12 protein-coding genes are annotated in these 13862 nt (G+C 70.4%); 6 read left to right on the forward strand and 6 right to left on the reverse strand.

Features of this window, described 5'->3' with window-relative positions:
- The first annotated feature begins 128 nt into the window (after positions 1-128).
- From aceA to pgm, 5 genes are all read left to right on the forward strand, one after another.
- Positions 129-1409, forward strand: a complete 1281-nt coding sequence (gene aceA, locus R2B67_RS34750; RefSeq protein ID WP_317824561.1) for an isocitrate lyase — start codon at positions 129-131, stop codon at positions 1407-1409.
- A gap of 82 nt (positions 1410-1491) precedes the next feature.
- Positions 1492-3084, forward strand: coding sequence for a malate synthase A (gene aceB / locus R2B67_RS34755; protein ID WP_317824563.1), 1593 nt, complete (start codon positions 1492-1494; stop codon positions 3082-3084).
- Positions 3081-3950 (forward strand): 3-hydroxybutyryl-CoA dehydrogenase, encoded by an 870-nt coding sequence (locus R2B67_RS34760; protein ID WP_317824565.1) that lies wholly within the window; start codon positions 3081-3083, stop codon positions 3948-3950. Before aceB ends, R2B67_RS34760 begins: the two co-directional genes overlap by 4 nt.
- 282 nt (positions 3951-4232) lie before the next feature.
- Complete coding sequence (locus R2B67_RS34765; protein ID WP_317824568.1) at positions 4233-5303, forward strand: chitinase; 1071 nt, start codon at positions 4233-4235, stop codon at positions 5301-5303.
- 223 nt (positions 5304-5526) lie between these two features.
- On the forward strand, positions 5527-7170 hold the full coding sequence (gene pgm / locus R2B67_RS34770; protein WP_317824572.1) for a phosphoglucomutase (alpha-D-glucose-1,6-bisphosphate-dependent): 1644 nt from the start codon (positions 5527-5529) through the stop codon (positions 7168-7170).
- A gap of 73 nt (positions 7171-7243) precedes the next feature.
- Here pgm and R2B67_RS34775 read toward each other — a convergent pair whose 3' ends face one another.
- Positions 7244-8788, reverse strand: a complete 1545-nt coding sequence (locus R2B67_RS34775; protein WP_317824575.1) for an MFS transporter — start codon at positions 8786-8788, stop codon at positions 7244-7246.
- A gap of 89 nt (positions 8789-8877) precedes the next feature.
- Here R2B67_RS34775 and R2B67_RS34780 point away from each other — a divergent pair, with 89 nt between their 5' ends.
- Positions 8878-9279, forward strand: coding sequence for a winged helix-turn-helix transcriptional regulator (locus R2B67_RS34780; protein WP_317824577.1), 402 nt, complete (start codon positions 8878-8880; stop codon positions 9277-9279).
- A 14-nt stretch (positions 9280-9293) separates the two neighbouring features.
- On the opposite strand, the gene R2B67_RS34785 is transcribed toward R2B67_RS34780, so the two are convergent.
- From R2B67_RS34785 to R2B67_RS34805, 5 genes are all read right to left on the reverse strand, one after another.
- Positions 9294-10607 (reverse strand): NtaA/DmoA family FMN-dependent monooxygenase, encoded by a 1314-nt coding sequence (locus R2B67_RS34785; RefSeq protein ID WP_109981404.1) that lies wholly within the window; start codon positions 10605-10607, stop codon positions 9294-9296.
- Positions 10604-11428, reverse strand: a complete 825-nt coding sequence (locus R2B67_RS34790; RefSeq protein WP_317824583.1) for a creatininase family protein — start codon at positions 11426-11428, stop codon at positions 10604-10606. The genes R2B67_RS34785 and R2B67_RS34790 overlap by 4 nt, the downstream gene beginning before the upstream one ends.
- Entirely contained in the window at positions 11425-12288 is an 864-nt protein-coding gene (locus R2B67_RS34795; protein ID WP_018515025.1) for a beta/alpha barrel domain-containing protein, read from the reverse strand. Before R2B67_RS34795 ends, R2B67_RS34790 begins: the two co-directional genes overlap by 4 nt.
- A 40-nt stretch (positions 12289-12328) precedes the next feature.
- A complete protein-coding gene (locus tag R2B67_RS34800; protein WP_237324389.1) occupies positions 12329-12874 on the reverse strand; it encodes a nucleoside 2-deoxyribosyltransferase in 546 nt (181 codons plus the stop codon).
- Between the two features lie 120 nt (positions 12875-12994).
- The gene (locus tag R2B67_RS34805) at positions 12995-13507 is read right to left on the reverse strand and encodes a flavin reductase family protein (RefSeq protein ID WP_317824584.1); all 513 of its coding nucleotides are present in this window, start codon (positions 13505-13507) and stop codon (positions 12995-12997) included.
- Between the last annotated feature and the right edge of the window lie 355 nt (positions 13508-13862).

Raw genomic sequence — 13862 nt, forward strand, 5'->3', positions numbered from 1 at the left:
CCGCCGGGCGCATTGCTTACCGTTCCACCTCGGAGGTCCGGTGGGCCGCACCCGGACCCCACGTCACTCAGTGACGAGGACTTCGCACCGTTCACACGATCGACCCACACGACTTCGGGAGTAACGCCATGGCGCAGGCAAGGACGACGGCGGAAGAGCTGGCGCAGCGGTGGGCGAGCGACCCCCGCTGGAAGGGCATCGAGCGCACCTACAGCGCCGAGGACGTGGTCCGGCTCTCCGGCAGCGTCCGCGAGGAGCACACCCTCGCCCGGCGCGGCGCCGAGCGGCTCTGGCGCCAGCTGCACGAGCAGGACTACATCCACGCGCTCGGCGCCCTGACCGGCGGCCAGGCCGTCCAGCAGGTCAAGGCCGGCCTCCAGGCCATCTACCTCTCCGGCTGGCAGGTCGCCGCCGACGCCAACCTGGCCGGCCACACCTACCCGGACCAGAGCCTCTACCCGGCCAACTCGGTGCCGAGCGTGGTCCGCCGGATCAACAACGCCCTGCTGCGCGCCGACCAGATCGCCACCGCCGAGGACGCGGGCGACACCACCGATTACCTGGCCCCCATCGTCGCCGACGCCGAGGCCGGCTTCGGCGGACCGCTCAACGCCTTCGAGCTGACCAAGGCGATGATCGAGGCCGGTGCGGCCGGTATCCACTACGAGGACCAGCTCGCCTCCGAGAAGAAGTGCGGCCACCTCGGCGGCAAGGTCCTCGTCCCCACCGCCCAGCACGTGCGGACCCTCAATGCGGCCCGCCTCGCCGCCGACATCGCGGACGTCCCGACCCTGATCGTGGCCCGCACCGACGCGCTCGCCGCCAACCTCATCACCAGCGACGTGGACGAGCGCGACGCCCAGTTCATCACGGGTGAGCGGACCGCCGAGGGCTTCTACCGGGTGCAGAACGGCATGGCGCCGGTCATCTCGCGCGGCCTCGCCTACGCCCCGTACGCCGACCTCATCTGGGTCGAGACCGGCACCCCGGACCTCGCCCAGGCCCGCGAGTTCGCCGAGGCCGTCCACGCCGAGCACCCGGACCAGATGCTCGCGTACAACTGCTCGCCCTCCTTCAACTGGCGGGCCGCGCTGGACGACGACCAGATCGCCAAGTTCCAGCGGGAGCTGGGCGCGATGGGCTACCGCTTCCAGTTCATCACCCTGGCCGGCTTCCACTCCCTCAACCACGCCATGTTCGACCTGGCGCGCGGTTACGCCGAGCAGGGCATGACCGCCTATGTCGACCTCCAGGAGCGGGAGTTCGCCGCCCAGGCGCAGGGCTTCACCGCCGTCAAGCACCAGCGCGAGGTCGGCACCGGCTACTTCGACCAGGTCTCCACCGCCATCAACCCCGCCTCCTCGACCACGGCGCTGACCGGGTCCACGGAGGAGGAGCAGTTCCACTAGCAGCCCCCACCGGGCGCGGGGGCTCCACCGCCCCCGCGCCCGGGGTCCGCCCCCCCGCCCACGCCCCGCTGAGGAGACCCGCATGACCACCCTTGTCACGACCGGCCGCGTCCAGGTCCTCGGCGTACCGGGCGACCGGCACGAGGAGGTCCTCACCCCCGAGGCCCTCGACTTCATCGCCCGGCTCGACGCGGCCTTCGCCGCCCGCCGCTTCGACCTGCTGACCGAGCGCCGCCGCCGCTCCGCTCTGCTGCGCGGCGGCACCCCGCTGGACTTCTCCCGCGCCACCAAGCCGATCCGCAGCGACCCCGACTGGCGCGTCGCCCGCCCCGCCCCCGGCCTCACCGACCGGCGGGTGGAGATCACCGGGCCGCCCCAGCGCTCCATGGCGGTCAACGCCCTCAACTCCGGCGCCCAGGTGTGGATGGCCGACTTCGAGGACGCCACCTCGCCCACCTGGGAGAACATCGTCGGGGGCCAGCTGACCCTGATCGACGCCATCGACCGCCGCATCGACTTCACCACCACGAGCGGCAAGGAGTACCGGCTCACCGACCGGCCCGCCACCATCATGGTCAGGCCGCGCGGCTGGCACCTCACGGAGAAGCACCTCGTCATCGACGAGCGGCCCATCCCCGCCGCCCTGGTCGACTTCGGCCTCTACTTCTTCCACTGCGCGCAGCGGCAGATCGACGCGGGCAGCGGACCGTACTTCTACCTCCCCAAGCTGGAGAACCGGTACGAGGCCCGCCTCTGGAACGACGTCTTCCTCCTGGCCCAGGACCTGCTGGACATCCCCCGGGGCACGATCCGCGCCACCGTCCTCATCGAGACGATCACCGCCGCGTTCGAGATGGAGGAGATCCTCTACGAGCTGCGCGAACACAGCGCCGGCCTCAACGCGGGCCGCTGGGACTACCTCTTCAGCCTGATCAAGAACTTCGCGCACCGCCCCGACTTCGTCCTGCCCGACCGGTCGACCGTCACCATGACCGCCCCCTTCCTGCGCGCCTACACCGAACTCCTCGTCCGCACCTGCCACAAGCGCGGCGCCCACGCCATCGGCGGCATGGCCGCCCAGATCCCCGGCGGCTCCCCGGAGGCCGTGGAAGCGGCGCTGGCCAAGGTCCGGCTCGACAAGGAGCGCGAGGCCGAGGACGGCTTCGACGGCTCCTGGGTCGCGCACCCGGGTCTGGTCCCGGTCTGCCGGACCGTCTTCGACGAGGTGCTCGGCGACCGGCCGCACCAGCTGGAACGCACCCGCGACGACGTCCACGTCACCGCCGAGGAGCTCGTCGCCGTACGACGTACCGCGGGGCGTCCGACCCCGGACGGCGTGCGCGACAACATCGCCATCACCCTGCGGTACTACGACGCCTGGCTCAACGGCCAGGGAGCCGTCGCCCTCAACGGCCTCATGGAGGACGCGGCGACCGCCGAGATCGCCCGGGTCCAGATCTGGCAGTGGCTCAAGCACAGGACAGTCGACCGCGAGACGGTGGAGCGCCTCTTCGAGGAGGAGCTGGCCACGCTCGGCGCCACCTATCCCTGGGCCCGCCTCGACCAGGTCCGCGACCTCTTCGAACGCACCGCCCTCGCCAAGGAGCTGCCCGCCTTCTTCACCACGGAGGCGTACGCACGCCACCTCGTCGGCCGCCCGGCGGTGCAGGCATGAGCGCGCGCATCACCAAGGCGGGAGTCGTCGGCGGCGGCCAGATGGGCGCCGGGATCGCCGAGGTCTGCGCCCGGGCCGGCGTGCACACCATCGTCTGCGAGGCGGACGCCACCGCCGCCGACCGGGCCCGCGAACGGGTCGCGATCTCCCTGGAACGAGCCGTCCAGCGCGGCAAGCTGGACCGCCTCACCGCCGAGGACGCCCTCGGCCGGCTGGTCTTCACCGGCGATCTCGACGCCCTGGCCGACCGTCAGCTCGTGGTCGAGGCCGTCGTCGAGAACGCCGAGGCCAAGACGGAGGTCTTCACCGTCCTCGACAAGATCGTCGAGGATCCGGGGGCCATTCTGGCCACCAACACCTCCGCCATCCCGGTGATGCGCCTCGGCATGGCCACCCACCGCGCCGACCACGTCCTCGGCCTGCACTTCTTCAACCCGGTGCCCGTGCTGCCGCTGGTGGAGGTCGTCCCCTCCCTGCACACGGCGCCCGCCACGGTCACGGCGGCCGAGGAGTTCGTGACCGGCGTGCTCGGCAAGACCGTGGTCCGCTCCCAGGACCGGTCCGGCTTCGTCGTCAACGCGCTCCTCATCCCGTACCTGCTCTCCGCGATCCGGATGGCCGAGTCCGGGTTCGCGACCGCCGCCGATGTCGACGCCGGGATGGAGCTGGGCTGCGCCCACCCGATGGGCCCGCTGAAGCTCGCCGACCTGATCGGCCTGGACACGGTGGCCTCCATTGCCGCATCGCTCTACGAGGAGTTCAAGGAACCGCTCTACGCCCCGCCGCCGCTGCTCCAGCGGATGGTGGAGGCGGGGCTGCTCGGCCGGAAGACCGGCCGCGGGTTCCACACGTACGACCGGGGCTGAGGGGCCCTTAGGGGGTGTCCGGCCCTGATCCACCGGACACCCCCTGGTCGGGCCGCGGTTGAGGGACCGCGGCCGGTGCCGAGCGGGGTGCGGAGCAGTTGACTGTGCTGCTTCCCACCCCGCCGCGGTGTTTTCCGGCCCCAAGCCGGGCACTCTGGTCCAGACCTCTTGACCGAAGGTCTGGACCATTCTACGGTTTTGGCAGGGTCACGACACTGGGCGGGTCGGGGCGAACCCTTCGCACCGTCGGCGGCCGACCCGGGCAGGAAGGACCTACGGACCATGGGCCGTACATCACGACTGCTGGGCCTCGGCCTGGCCGCGGCGCTCGTCGTACCGATGCTGGTCGGCGCCGCCCCGCCGAAGACCGCCGACTCCCCGAAGACCACGGCCGCCGAAACCTGCGCGGTCAAGTCGAAGCCCACCGGCAAGGTGCTCCAGGGGTACTGGGAGAACTGGGACGGCGCCGCCAACGGCGTGCACCCGCCGCTCGGCTGGATCCCCATCACGGACTCCCGTATCACCCAGCACGGCTACAACGTCGTCAACGCCGCCTTCCCCGTCATCCGTTCCGACGGCACCGTGCTGTGGGAGGACGGCATGGACAACACCGTGAAGGTCGCCACCCCGGCGGAGATGTGTCAGGCCAAGGCCTCCGGGCTCACCCTCCTCATGTCGATCGGCGGCGCGACCGCCGGTATCGACCTCAGCTCCAGCAAGGTCGCGGACCGCTTCGTCGCGACCGTGGTCCCGATCCTGAAGAAGTACAACTTCGACGGCATCGACATCGACATCGAGACCGGCCTCGTCGGCACCGGCACCATCAGCCAGCTCTCCCCGTCCCAGGCCAACCTCATCCGCATCATCGACGGCGTCCTCGCCGCCATGCCGCCGAACTTCGGCCTCACCATGGCGCCCGAGACGGCGTACGTCACCGGGGGCAGCGTGGTCTACGGCTCGATCTGGGGCGCGTATCTGCCCGTCATCAAGAAGTACGCGGACAACGGCCGGCTCTGGTGGCTGAACATGCAGTACTACAACGGCAGCATGTACGGCTGCTCCGGAGACTCGTACTCCGCCGGTACGGTCGCGGGCTTCACGGCCCAGACGGACTGCCTGAACCGGGGGCTCGTCATCCAGGGCACCACCATCAAGGTGCCCTACGACAAGCAGGTCCCGGGCCTCCCCGCACAGCCCGGCGCCGGCGGCGGCCATATGTCACCCTCGCTCGTCTCCCAGGCCTGGAACCACTACAACGGCTCCCTGAAGGGGCTGATGACCTGGTCCCTGAACTGGGACGGCTCCAAGGGCTGGACCTTCGGCGACAACGTGAAGCGTCTCCAGGGCCGCTGACTCCCTCGCCCCCCCGGACCCACCGCGCCCCCGGTCCCGCCCCGGACCGGGGGCGCGGTGCCGTCCCGGCCGGGCGGGCGGCGCTGCGAGGACGGCGTGAACCCATCACCCGCCGAGGCGAGGCAAGGGGACAGAATCGGGTACGGATCGGGGTGATCGTCCGCCCCGGGACGGCGGCCCGTTCCCCCGGGCCGGTGATGACGAAGAGGCAAGAGGAGACCCGATGGTGCACGCACGGGCCGGGCAGCCGGCGCAGTCAGCGGACCTGGTCGACGTGGCACGGCTGGTGACGGCCTATTACGCCCTCCACCCCGATCCGGCCGAGCCCGCCCAGCGGGTGGCCTTCGGTACCTCGGGCCACCGCGGCTCCGCCCTCACGGCCGCGTTCAACGACGACCACATCGCCGCCACCACCCAGGCGATCTGCGACTACCGGGCCCGCCAGGGCACCGACGGGCCGCTCTTCCTCGGCGCCGACACCCACGCCCTCTCCGAACCCGCCCGGGTCACCGCCCTGGAGGTGCTGGCCGCCAACGGCGTCACCGCCCTCATCGACAGCGACGACGGCTACACCCCGACGCCCGCCGTCTCGCACGCCATCCTCACGTACAACCACGGGCGCACCGAGCACCTGGCCGACGGCATCGTGGTCACCCCGTCGCACAACCCGCCCGCCGACGGCGGCTTCAAGTACAACCCGCCCAACGGAGGACCGGCCGCGTCCGACGCCACGTCCTGGATCCAGGACCGGGCCAACGCCCTGATCGAGGCCGGACTTGGCGAGGTCCGCCGCATCCCGTACGCCCGCGCGCTGGCCGCCGACACCACGGGCCGGTACGACTTCCTGACCGCGTACGTCGACGACCTGCCGTCCGTCCTGGACCTGGACGCCGTACGGGACGCGGGCATCCGGATCGGCGCCGACCCGCTCGGCGGCGCCTCCGTCGCGTACTGGGGGCGCATCGGGGAACGGCACCGGATCGACCTCACGGTGGTCAACCCGCTCGCCGACCCGACCTGGCGGTTCATGACGCTGGACTGGGACGGCAAGATCCGCATGGACTGCTCGTCCCCGCACGCCATGGCCTCGCTGATCGAACAGCGCGACGCGTACGCCATCGCCACCGGGAACGACGCCGACGCCGACCGGCACGGCATCGTCACCCCCGACGGCGGCCTGATGAACCCCAACCACTACCTGGCCACGGCCATCGACTACCTCTACACCCACCGCGAGGCCTGGCCCGCCGGAACGGGCATCGGCAAGACGCTGGTCTCCTCCTCGATGATCGACCGGGTCGCCCACGACCTCGGCCGCAATCTGGTGGAGGTCCCGGTCGGCTTCAAGTGGTTCGTCGACGGGCTGTACGACGGCAGCCTCGGGTTCGGCGGCGAGGAGTCGGCCGGCGCCTCGTTCCTGCGGCGCGACGGCCGGGTCTGGACCACGGACAAGGACGGCATCCTGCTGGCCCTGCTCGCCTCCGAGATCACCGCCGTCACCGGCTCCACCCCCTCCCAGCGGTACGCCCAGCTCACCGCCCGCTTCGGCGACCCGGCGTACGCCCGCGTGGACGCGCCCGCGACCCGCGAGGAGAAGGCGGTCCTGGCCAGGCTCTCCCCGCAGCAGGTCAAGGCCGACACCCTGGCCGGGGAGCCCATCACCGCGGTCCTCACCGAGGCACCGGGCAACGGGGCGGCGATCGGCGGCCTCAAGGTCTGCACCGACAGCGCCTGGTTCGCCGCCCGCCCGTCGGGCACGGAGGACGTCTACAAGGTGTACGCGGAGAGCTTCCAGGGACCCGAACACCTCGGCCAGGTCCAGGAGGAGGCGCGCGCCCTGGTCTCGGAGGCGCTGGGCAGCGCCTGAGCCCTGCTCACATGTCCGGTGGCCGGCCACTCGTCGGGGGCCGGCCACCGGACACGCACGGGCGGTACGGCTCTCAGACCTTGGCGGGCCGGGGTCGCAGCAGCGTAGCGGCCAGGGAGGCCGTCAGCGCCAGTACGGCCGCGGTGCACAGGGCCACGGTGGTGAAGCCCTGGTCGTACGCCGCTCTGGCCGCGTCGAGCACCTGGCCGGCTGCGGACGGGTCGAGCGAGGAGGCGGCGGCCTCGGCGGAGGAGAACGACTCCTTCGCCGCCTCCCGGGCGGACGCCACCAGCTCCGGGGTGTCGGGGAATCCGATGCGGTAGGTAACGGTCAGCACCGTGCCCAGCACCGCGACGCCGAGACCGGCCCCCAGCTCGAAGGACGTCTCCTGGATGGCGGCCGCCTCGCCCGAGCGGTCCGGGTCGGCTGCCGCCATGATGGAGTCCGCGCCCAGCGTCATCACGACTCCCGCCCCGTACCCCGCCAGCAGGAGCGGCGCGACCAGCGCCGGGTAGGCGCCGGTGTCGCCCAGCAGGGCCAGCAGGGCCATGGCGACCGCGAAGGCGCCGAGGGCCCCCGTCAGCGCCCACCGGTTCCCCAGGCGGGCCGAGACCCATGGGGCCGTGGTCGCTCCGGCGGCGTTGGCCGCCGCCAGCGGCATCAGGGCCAGGCCCGCGTGGACCGGAGTGAAGCCGCCGACCTGCTGGAGCCACTGGGTGAGGAAGAAGAGCAGGGCGACATAACTGCCGAAGCAGCCGATGACGCACACGGTGGCGGTGTAGAAGACGCGGTCGGAGAAGAGCGAGAAATCCAGCAGCGGTTCGGTGAGACGGCGCTGGCGGCGGACGAAGAGGTACAGCAGGGCCACTCCGGCGACCGCGGTCACGACGATCACGGTGCTGAGGCCGACGTGTTCGCCGGCTCGCTTGAGCGCGTACACCACAGCGGCCAGGCCCGTTACGGACAGCGCCACACTGGCCAGGTCCCATCGTCGGGGCCGCGGGTTGCGCGATTCGGGGATGATCCAGGCGCCGACCACGAAGATGGCCAGGGCGATGGGTACGTTGATGAGGAACGCGGCCCCCCAGCCCCACTGCTCGGTGACCAGCCCGCCCACGAGCGGTCCGATGGTGGCTCCGACGCTGTGCGCGGCGGTCCAGATGCCGATGGCCACCGCCCGCTCCCGGCTGTCGGAGAACACCACCCGGATGATGGCGACGGTGGACGCCATGATCATGGCGGCGCCGATGCCCAGGACCACCCGGGAGGCGATCAGCTGCGCGGTGGAGGAGGACAGGCCGGCGGCGGCGGAGGCGAGCCCGAAGAGCGCGAAGCCGCCGAGGACCATGCGCTTGCGTCCGATCCGGTCCCCCAGGGTGCCGCAGGTCACCAGGAGTGCGGCGAGGGTGAGCGAGTAGACATCGACGATCCACAGCAGTCCCGCGCTGCTCGGACGCAGGTCCAGGCTCATGCTGGGGACCGCCGCGTGCAGGACGGTCAGGTCGATGCCGCACAGCAGAAGGCTGGTGGAGAGCACGGCGAGCACCAGCCACCGCCGCTGTGCGGGCAGTTCGCCCGGTGGGGGAGAGGTGCGTAACGATGCTGCGCTTTGGGTCATGGCAGCACTATCGTGCGCGCGGTATCCCCAGGACAAGTACGGTCATTCATGTGTCATAGTGCCAATCTGTATACCCATGGAGGCTGTTGATGCGGAGCACGACAGGGCGGACGCCGGACTACTGTGCGATCGAGGTGGCGATGGAGGTGCTCGGCGGCCGCTGGAAGCTCGTCATCCTCAAACAACTCCTGGGAGGCAAGCAGCGCTTCAGCGAGCTCAAGCGGGCCATGCCGCAGATCACCGCGCGGATGCTCACCCGGCAGCTGCGCGCGATGGAGGAGGACGGGCTGGTGGAGCGCACCGTGTACCGCGAGGTGCCGCCGCGGGTCGAGTACACGCTCACCGAGACCGGCCGGGGTCTCGACGAGATAGCGGGCATGCTCGACGACTGGGGTCGCTGGTACCTGGCAACGCGGGGCGGGTCGTTGAACGGCCCGCCCCGGATGCCCGCACGCACGGACGGCCACCCGGTCGAGGGGGCCGTGCCGTAGGGGGTGTCTGGCGGTCAGAACTCCCGGAGGTTCTCGCGCAGCGTCGCGCCCGGTGTGTACACCGACCGCGTCAGGCCCCGGCGCTGGAGCGCTGGTACGAGCCCGTCGGTGACTTCGGCGATGTACCGCCGGTTCAGCCGTAGGAGCGGAGTCGTGATCATGAAGCCGTCGCCGCCCACCTCCTCCATGATCTCGCCCATCCGGTCGGCGACCTGGTCCGGTGTACCGATCAGCTCGACCGAGGAGACCAGGCCGCCCGCCCCGTCCACCGCCAGCTGGCGCAGGGTCTTGCCGCTGCCCCACTGCTGGAACTTGTCCAGCGAGCCCTGCTCGCCATTGGTGACGAGCTTGCGCGGCAGGGGCTCGTCCAGCGCGAACTGCATGAAGTCGATCTCGGTCAGGGAGGAGATCTGCGCCAGGATGTTCTGGGTGAACCGGGGTGAGGCGACCATCCTGGCCTGCTTGGCCTCCGCCTCCTCCAGGGTCTCGCCCAGGGTGGGCGTGACACAGAACAGCACCTTGATCTCGTCGGGGTCCCGCCCCGCCTCGGCCGCGTGCCGCCGTACGTCGTCACGGAACTCCCGCATGCTCTCGACGCCGCTGCCGATCGCGATGATCGAGTCGGCGTTGCGGGCCGCGAACCGCCGGCCGCGCGGTGAGGCACCCGCCTGGACGAACGCCGGCCGGTGTTGCGGCGACGGGACCGTGTTCAGCGGGCCGCGCACCGAGAAGTGCTTGCCCTTGAAGTGGACCGGGCGGACCTTGGTGTGGTCGGCGTAGACACCCTCGTCACGGTCGATGACGACCGCGTCCTTGTCCCAGGACTCGAAGAGCTGCTTGACGACGTCCACGTACTCGTCGGCCATCTCGTACCGCACTTCGCGCGGCGGCAGGACGTCCAGGCCGAAGTTCTGTGCGGCCAGGTCCTCCGCGCTGGTGACGATGTTCCAGCCGAACCGCCCGCCCAGCATGCTGTCCATCGTGGAGGAGAGCCGGGCCGTCATGAACGGCGGGTACGCCATCGTGGACAGTGTCGCGACGATGCCCAGGCTCCGGGTCGCCAGCCCCATGGCGACCGCCAGGGGCACCGGGTCGTGCTTGGGCGCCACCATGGCCTGCTTGAGCACGGCCTCCGCGGAGCCGCCGTAGCTCTCCGGCACCATCAGCTTGTCCTCGATGATGACGTAGTCGAAGCAGGCACGTTCGAGCGCCTGGGCGACCTCCGTGTGGAACTTCCCGTCCCACGGCCTGCCCCCCGAGCCGAACGGGCCCTGCCAGTCGTCCGGGGTGAAGTTGAAGATGAAGGCGAGATGGAACGGGCTGCTCATGAAGTCTCCGTCTGCTCGGTCGTGGCGGTCCCGGTGGATACGGCCCGGACGGGCAGCAGTCCCTCACCGCTGCGGACCAGTTCGACCGCCTCGGCGACGACATAGCGGAAGAGCTTCTCCCCGAGGGCCGCGCTCGAACCGTGGGTGGAGGAGAGCACGCCGTCGTTGGTGGTCCGGGTGACGTCGATCGGGTGCAGGTAGACGCCGCTGCGCGGCGGCCTGTCGTGTCCCGGCCTGGCCTCACGCACCAGATCGGGCCGCAGATGCAGCATCAGGCTGGTCTCGGTGAGCCCGGCGTGTTCCGCGTGCCAGCCGGGGAACTCCGGGAACTCCGCCCGCAGCCAGGACTCCTGGACCAGGCTCCACCAGCTGAAGGCGAGCACCTGCCGGTCGCCGAGAGCCTCCGACTGGCGCACCTGGTCGAGGGACTCGAAGAGGAAGGGCTCGTTCTCGAAGTGACCGTTCACCACCAGCAGCCGGGCGAACGGCAGCCGGGCGAGCGACAGCAGCTCCTCGCGGAGGAACCGGATGAGCGTGTCGCCGTTGACGTGCAGCGTGCCCGGGAACGACAGCCCCCCACCGCTCTGCGGCAGGGAACGGGCCGCCACCGGCTGCGCGGGGAGGACGAAAGCGTCGAGCTCCGCCGCGACGGCCCTCGCGAACTCCTCGGCGAGCACCGTGTCGACGGACAGCGGCAGATGCGGGCCGTGCTGCTCGGTGGCTCCCACCGGCCACACGAGGGTCTGGCCGTGCAGGGCTTCCAGAACCTCCGCGCTGGTCAGGTCCGCGTACGAGCGCGGCCCGGGGTACGGTCCGCTCATTGCAGCGCCTCCATCGGAGCGGCCGTGAGCTGCGCGGTCTCGTCGACGATCCGGTCCAGGGTGGCGTACATGTCGGTGTGCAGGGCGGTGTACACCTGGGTCACGTCCGCGCCGACCCGCAGATAGTCGGCCACGTCGCGGCCGGAGGCGATACCCCCGCACCCCATGACCGGCAGGGTGAACCCCCGCCGGCGCAGGCGCCATATCGCCGCGAGCACCAGAGGTTTGATCCCGGGGCCCGAATAGCCGTACACACCGCCGAGTTCGAGTTCACCGCTCTCCGGAGCCACGGCGGCCCCCGAGATGGTGTCGCTGATGGTGACGGCGTCCGCGCCCGCGTCGATGGCGGCGCGTACCCGGTCCTCCAGCCCTTCCCCGATGGCCAGTTTCACGGATATGGGCACGGAGACGCGGGCACGGACCTCGGCGGTGTACGCGTGCACCCGCTCCGGGGTGTCCTCAGGCAGCCCGGACTCCTCGTTGAGGCAGGAGATGCCGAGTTCGAGCGCGCGGCAGCCGGTGCTCTGGACCTGGGCGGCCAGGAGACCGAGCTCGGCCGGGGTGTCGGCGTGGACCGAGGCGATCACCGGCAGCCCGTCGGCGGCGAACGAACGCAGCACCTCCAGCCAGTGGCCGACCGAACGCTTGGAGTAGGTGGTGCTGTTCAGCATGCCGACCGGGAGCCGGAGAATGCGCTCGTCCAGGCCCATGGGCGGGCTCGGATGGATGGTCTTGGTGACGACGGCCCCCGCGCCCTTCGCGATGAGCTTGCGGATGTTGCGCTCCTGGTCGGTCAGGAGCCCGGAACCGACGAGGACGGGATTGGCTACGGGGATGCCTAAGATGGACAGATCGGACATGCGCTCCTCCGAGGGGCGATCGATGACCGGGGAGGCATGATCAGGCCGCGATGCCGGCGTCGACGGCCTCGCGCTGCCGCTCGGTGACGCCGAGGACGGCCTCGGTCAGCAGGCTCGGCTTGTCGAGGAACTGGTCGAAGTCGATGGTCCGTACGGTGCCGACCCTGTGCAGCCCCTTGAGGAGATGGCTCGCCGACTCCACGAACGGCTGCTTGGTGATGAGGACGACCGGCCGGCCGAGTGCGGTCGCCCAGCCCAGCTCCACGTGGGTGCCGTCGGTCCGGCGCAGTGTCAGGTCCTCCAGCACGGGCAGTACCGGGACGAAGACGTCGCACTTGCGCATCCAGCGGAAGTCCCGGACGGAGACCTGCTCCGGGGTGAACGCCGCGGTCTGCTCGCCGAACTCCTCCACCCGGTGGGCGGAGAAGGTGTTCGCGCCGTTCTCCTCCGCGACGGATATCGCCGTCTGAATGGCGTCCTGCAGTTCGGGAACGAATCCGTTCGGCAGGATGGCGTGCTGGATCGGGCCCCCTACGAAGACATCGAGTCCGGTCAGCAGTCCGGACGGAGGCGTTGTTTTCGGCATGGGATTCTCCAATTCGGCAGGATGGGGAACGTAGGGGCGAAAGCCGTCCCACGCAGAGAAGCGCGCCGAGGTGGGCGCGGTGAAGGGACGGTGCGCGTCCCTCGCAGGTGTGACGAATGGTCAGATGGAGGCGCTGTCGCGCAGGGCGGTGTAGCGGCCGCGGTGGTACACCAGAGGCCTCTCGGCCGGACCGGCATCGAGCCAGCGGACGTCCGCGACCACGATCAGGTGGTCACCACCGGGGTACTCGGTATTGATCTCGCATTCGATCCATGCCGATGCGCCGACAAGCAGGGGGTTTCCGCCTGGTGAGTAATTCCAGACAACACCTGCGAACTTGTCCGTTCCGGAGCGGGCGAACCTGTCGCTGAGCTGCTGCTGGTCCTCGCCGAGAACATTGATGCAGAAACGGCGCAGCCGGCTGATGGTGGGCCAGGTGGTCGATGCGCGGCTGACGCACAGAACGACCTGTGGGGGATCCAGGGAAAGGGAGGAGAATGCCTGACAAGTGAACCCGAACAGCCCGTCGTCGCCCAGGGCTGTCACCACGGTGACGCCGGAGCAGAAGTTTCCGAGTGTGGACCGGAAGGACGCCGAGGCGTGCTCGTCCAAGGCCGGGCGTGCGTTGCTCATCGGTAGGTGACCCCCCGCTCGTCAGGCATGCGGCCATCACCCAGGGGTGAGGGCTCGCAAAGGTTTCCCGTACATGAACTGGCGATGAAGCGTTCGCTGGCGTTGTGAAGGAATATCGGGCCGTCTGTTTTTCAGGGAGCCGAAACGGTTCTGCCCGGTCACCCCCGGTCCGAGCGAGATCAAGCATGCACCTGTCGAGCGGTTATGCCAACCATCTCCTTTTTGATGGCGAGAATCCTGCCGGACCTATTGCGCCATGAGGCCGGGAACGGACCCTTGCCCGGGGTCGGGTCCAGGGCTTCCCGCAGTGTGGTAATTCCTGGTGCAGTGCTCCGGAACGCCGTTCCGAGGACTG

This window comes from Streptomyces cyaneofuscatus, assembly GCF_033109485.1.
Classification (GTDB): Bacteria; Actinomycetota; Actinomycetes; order Streptomycetales; family Streptomycetaceae; genus Streptomyces; species Streptomyces cyaneofuscatus.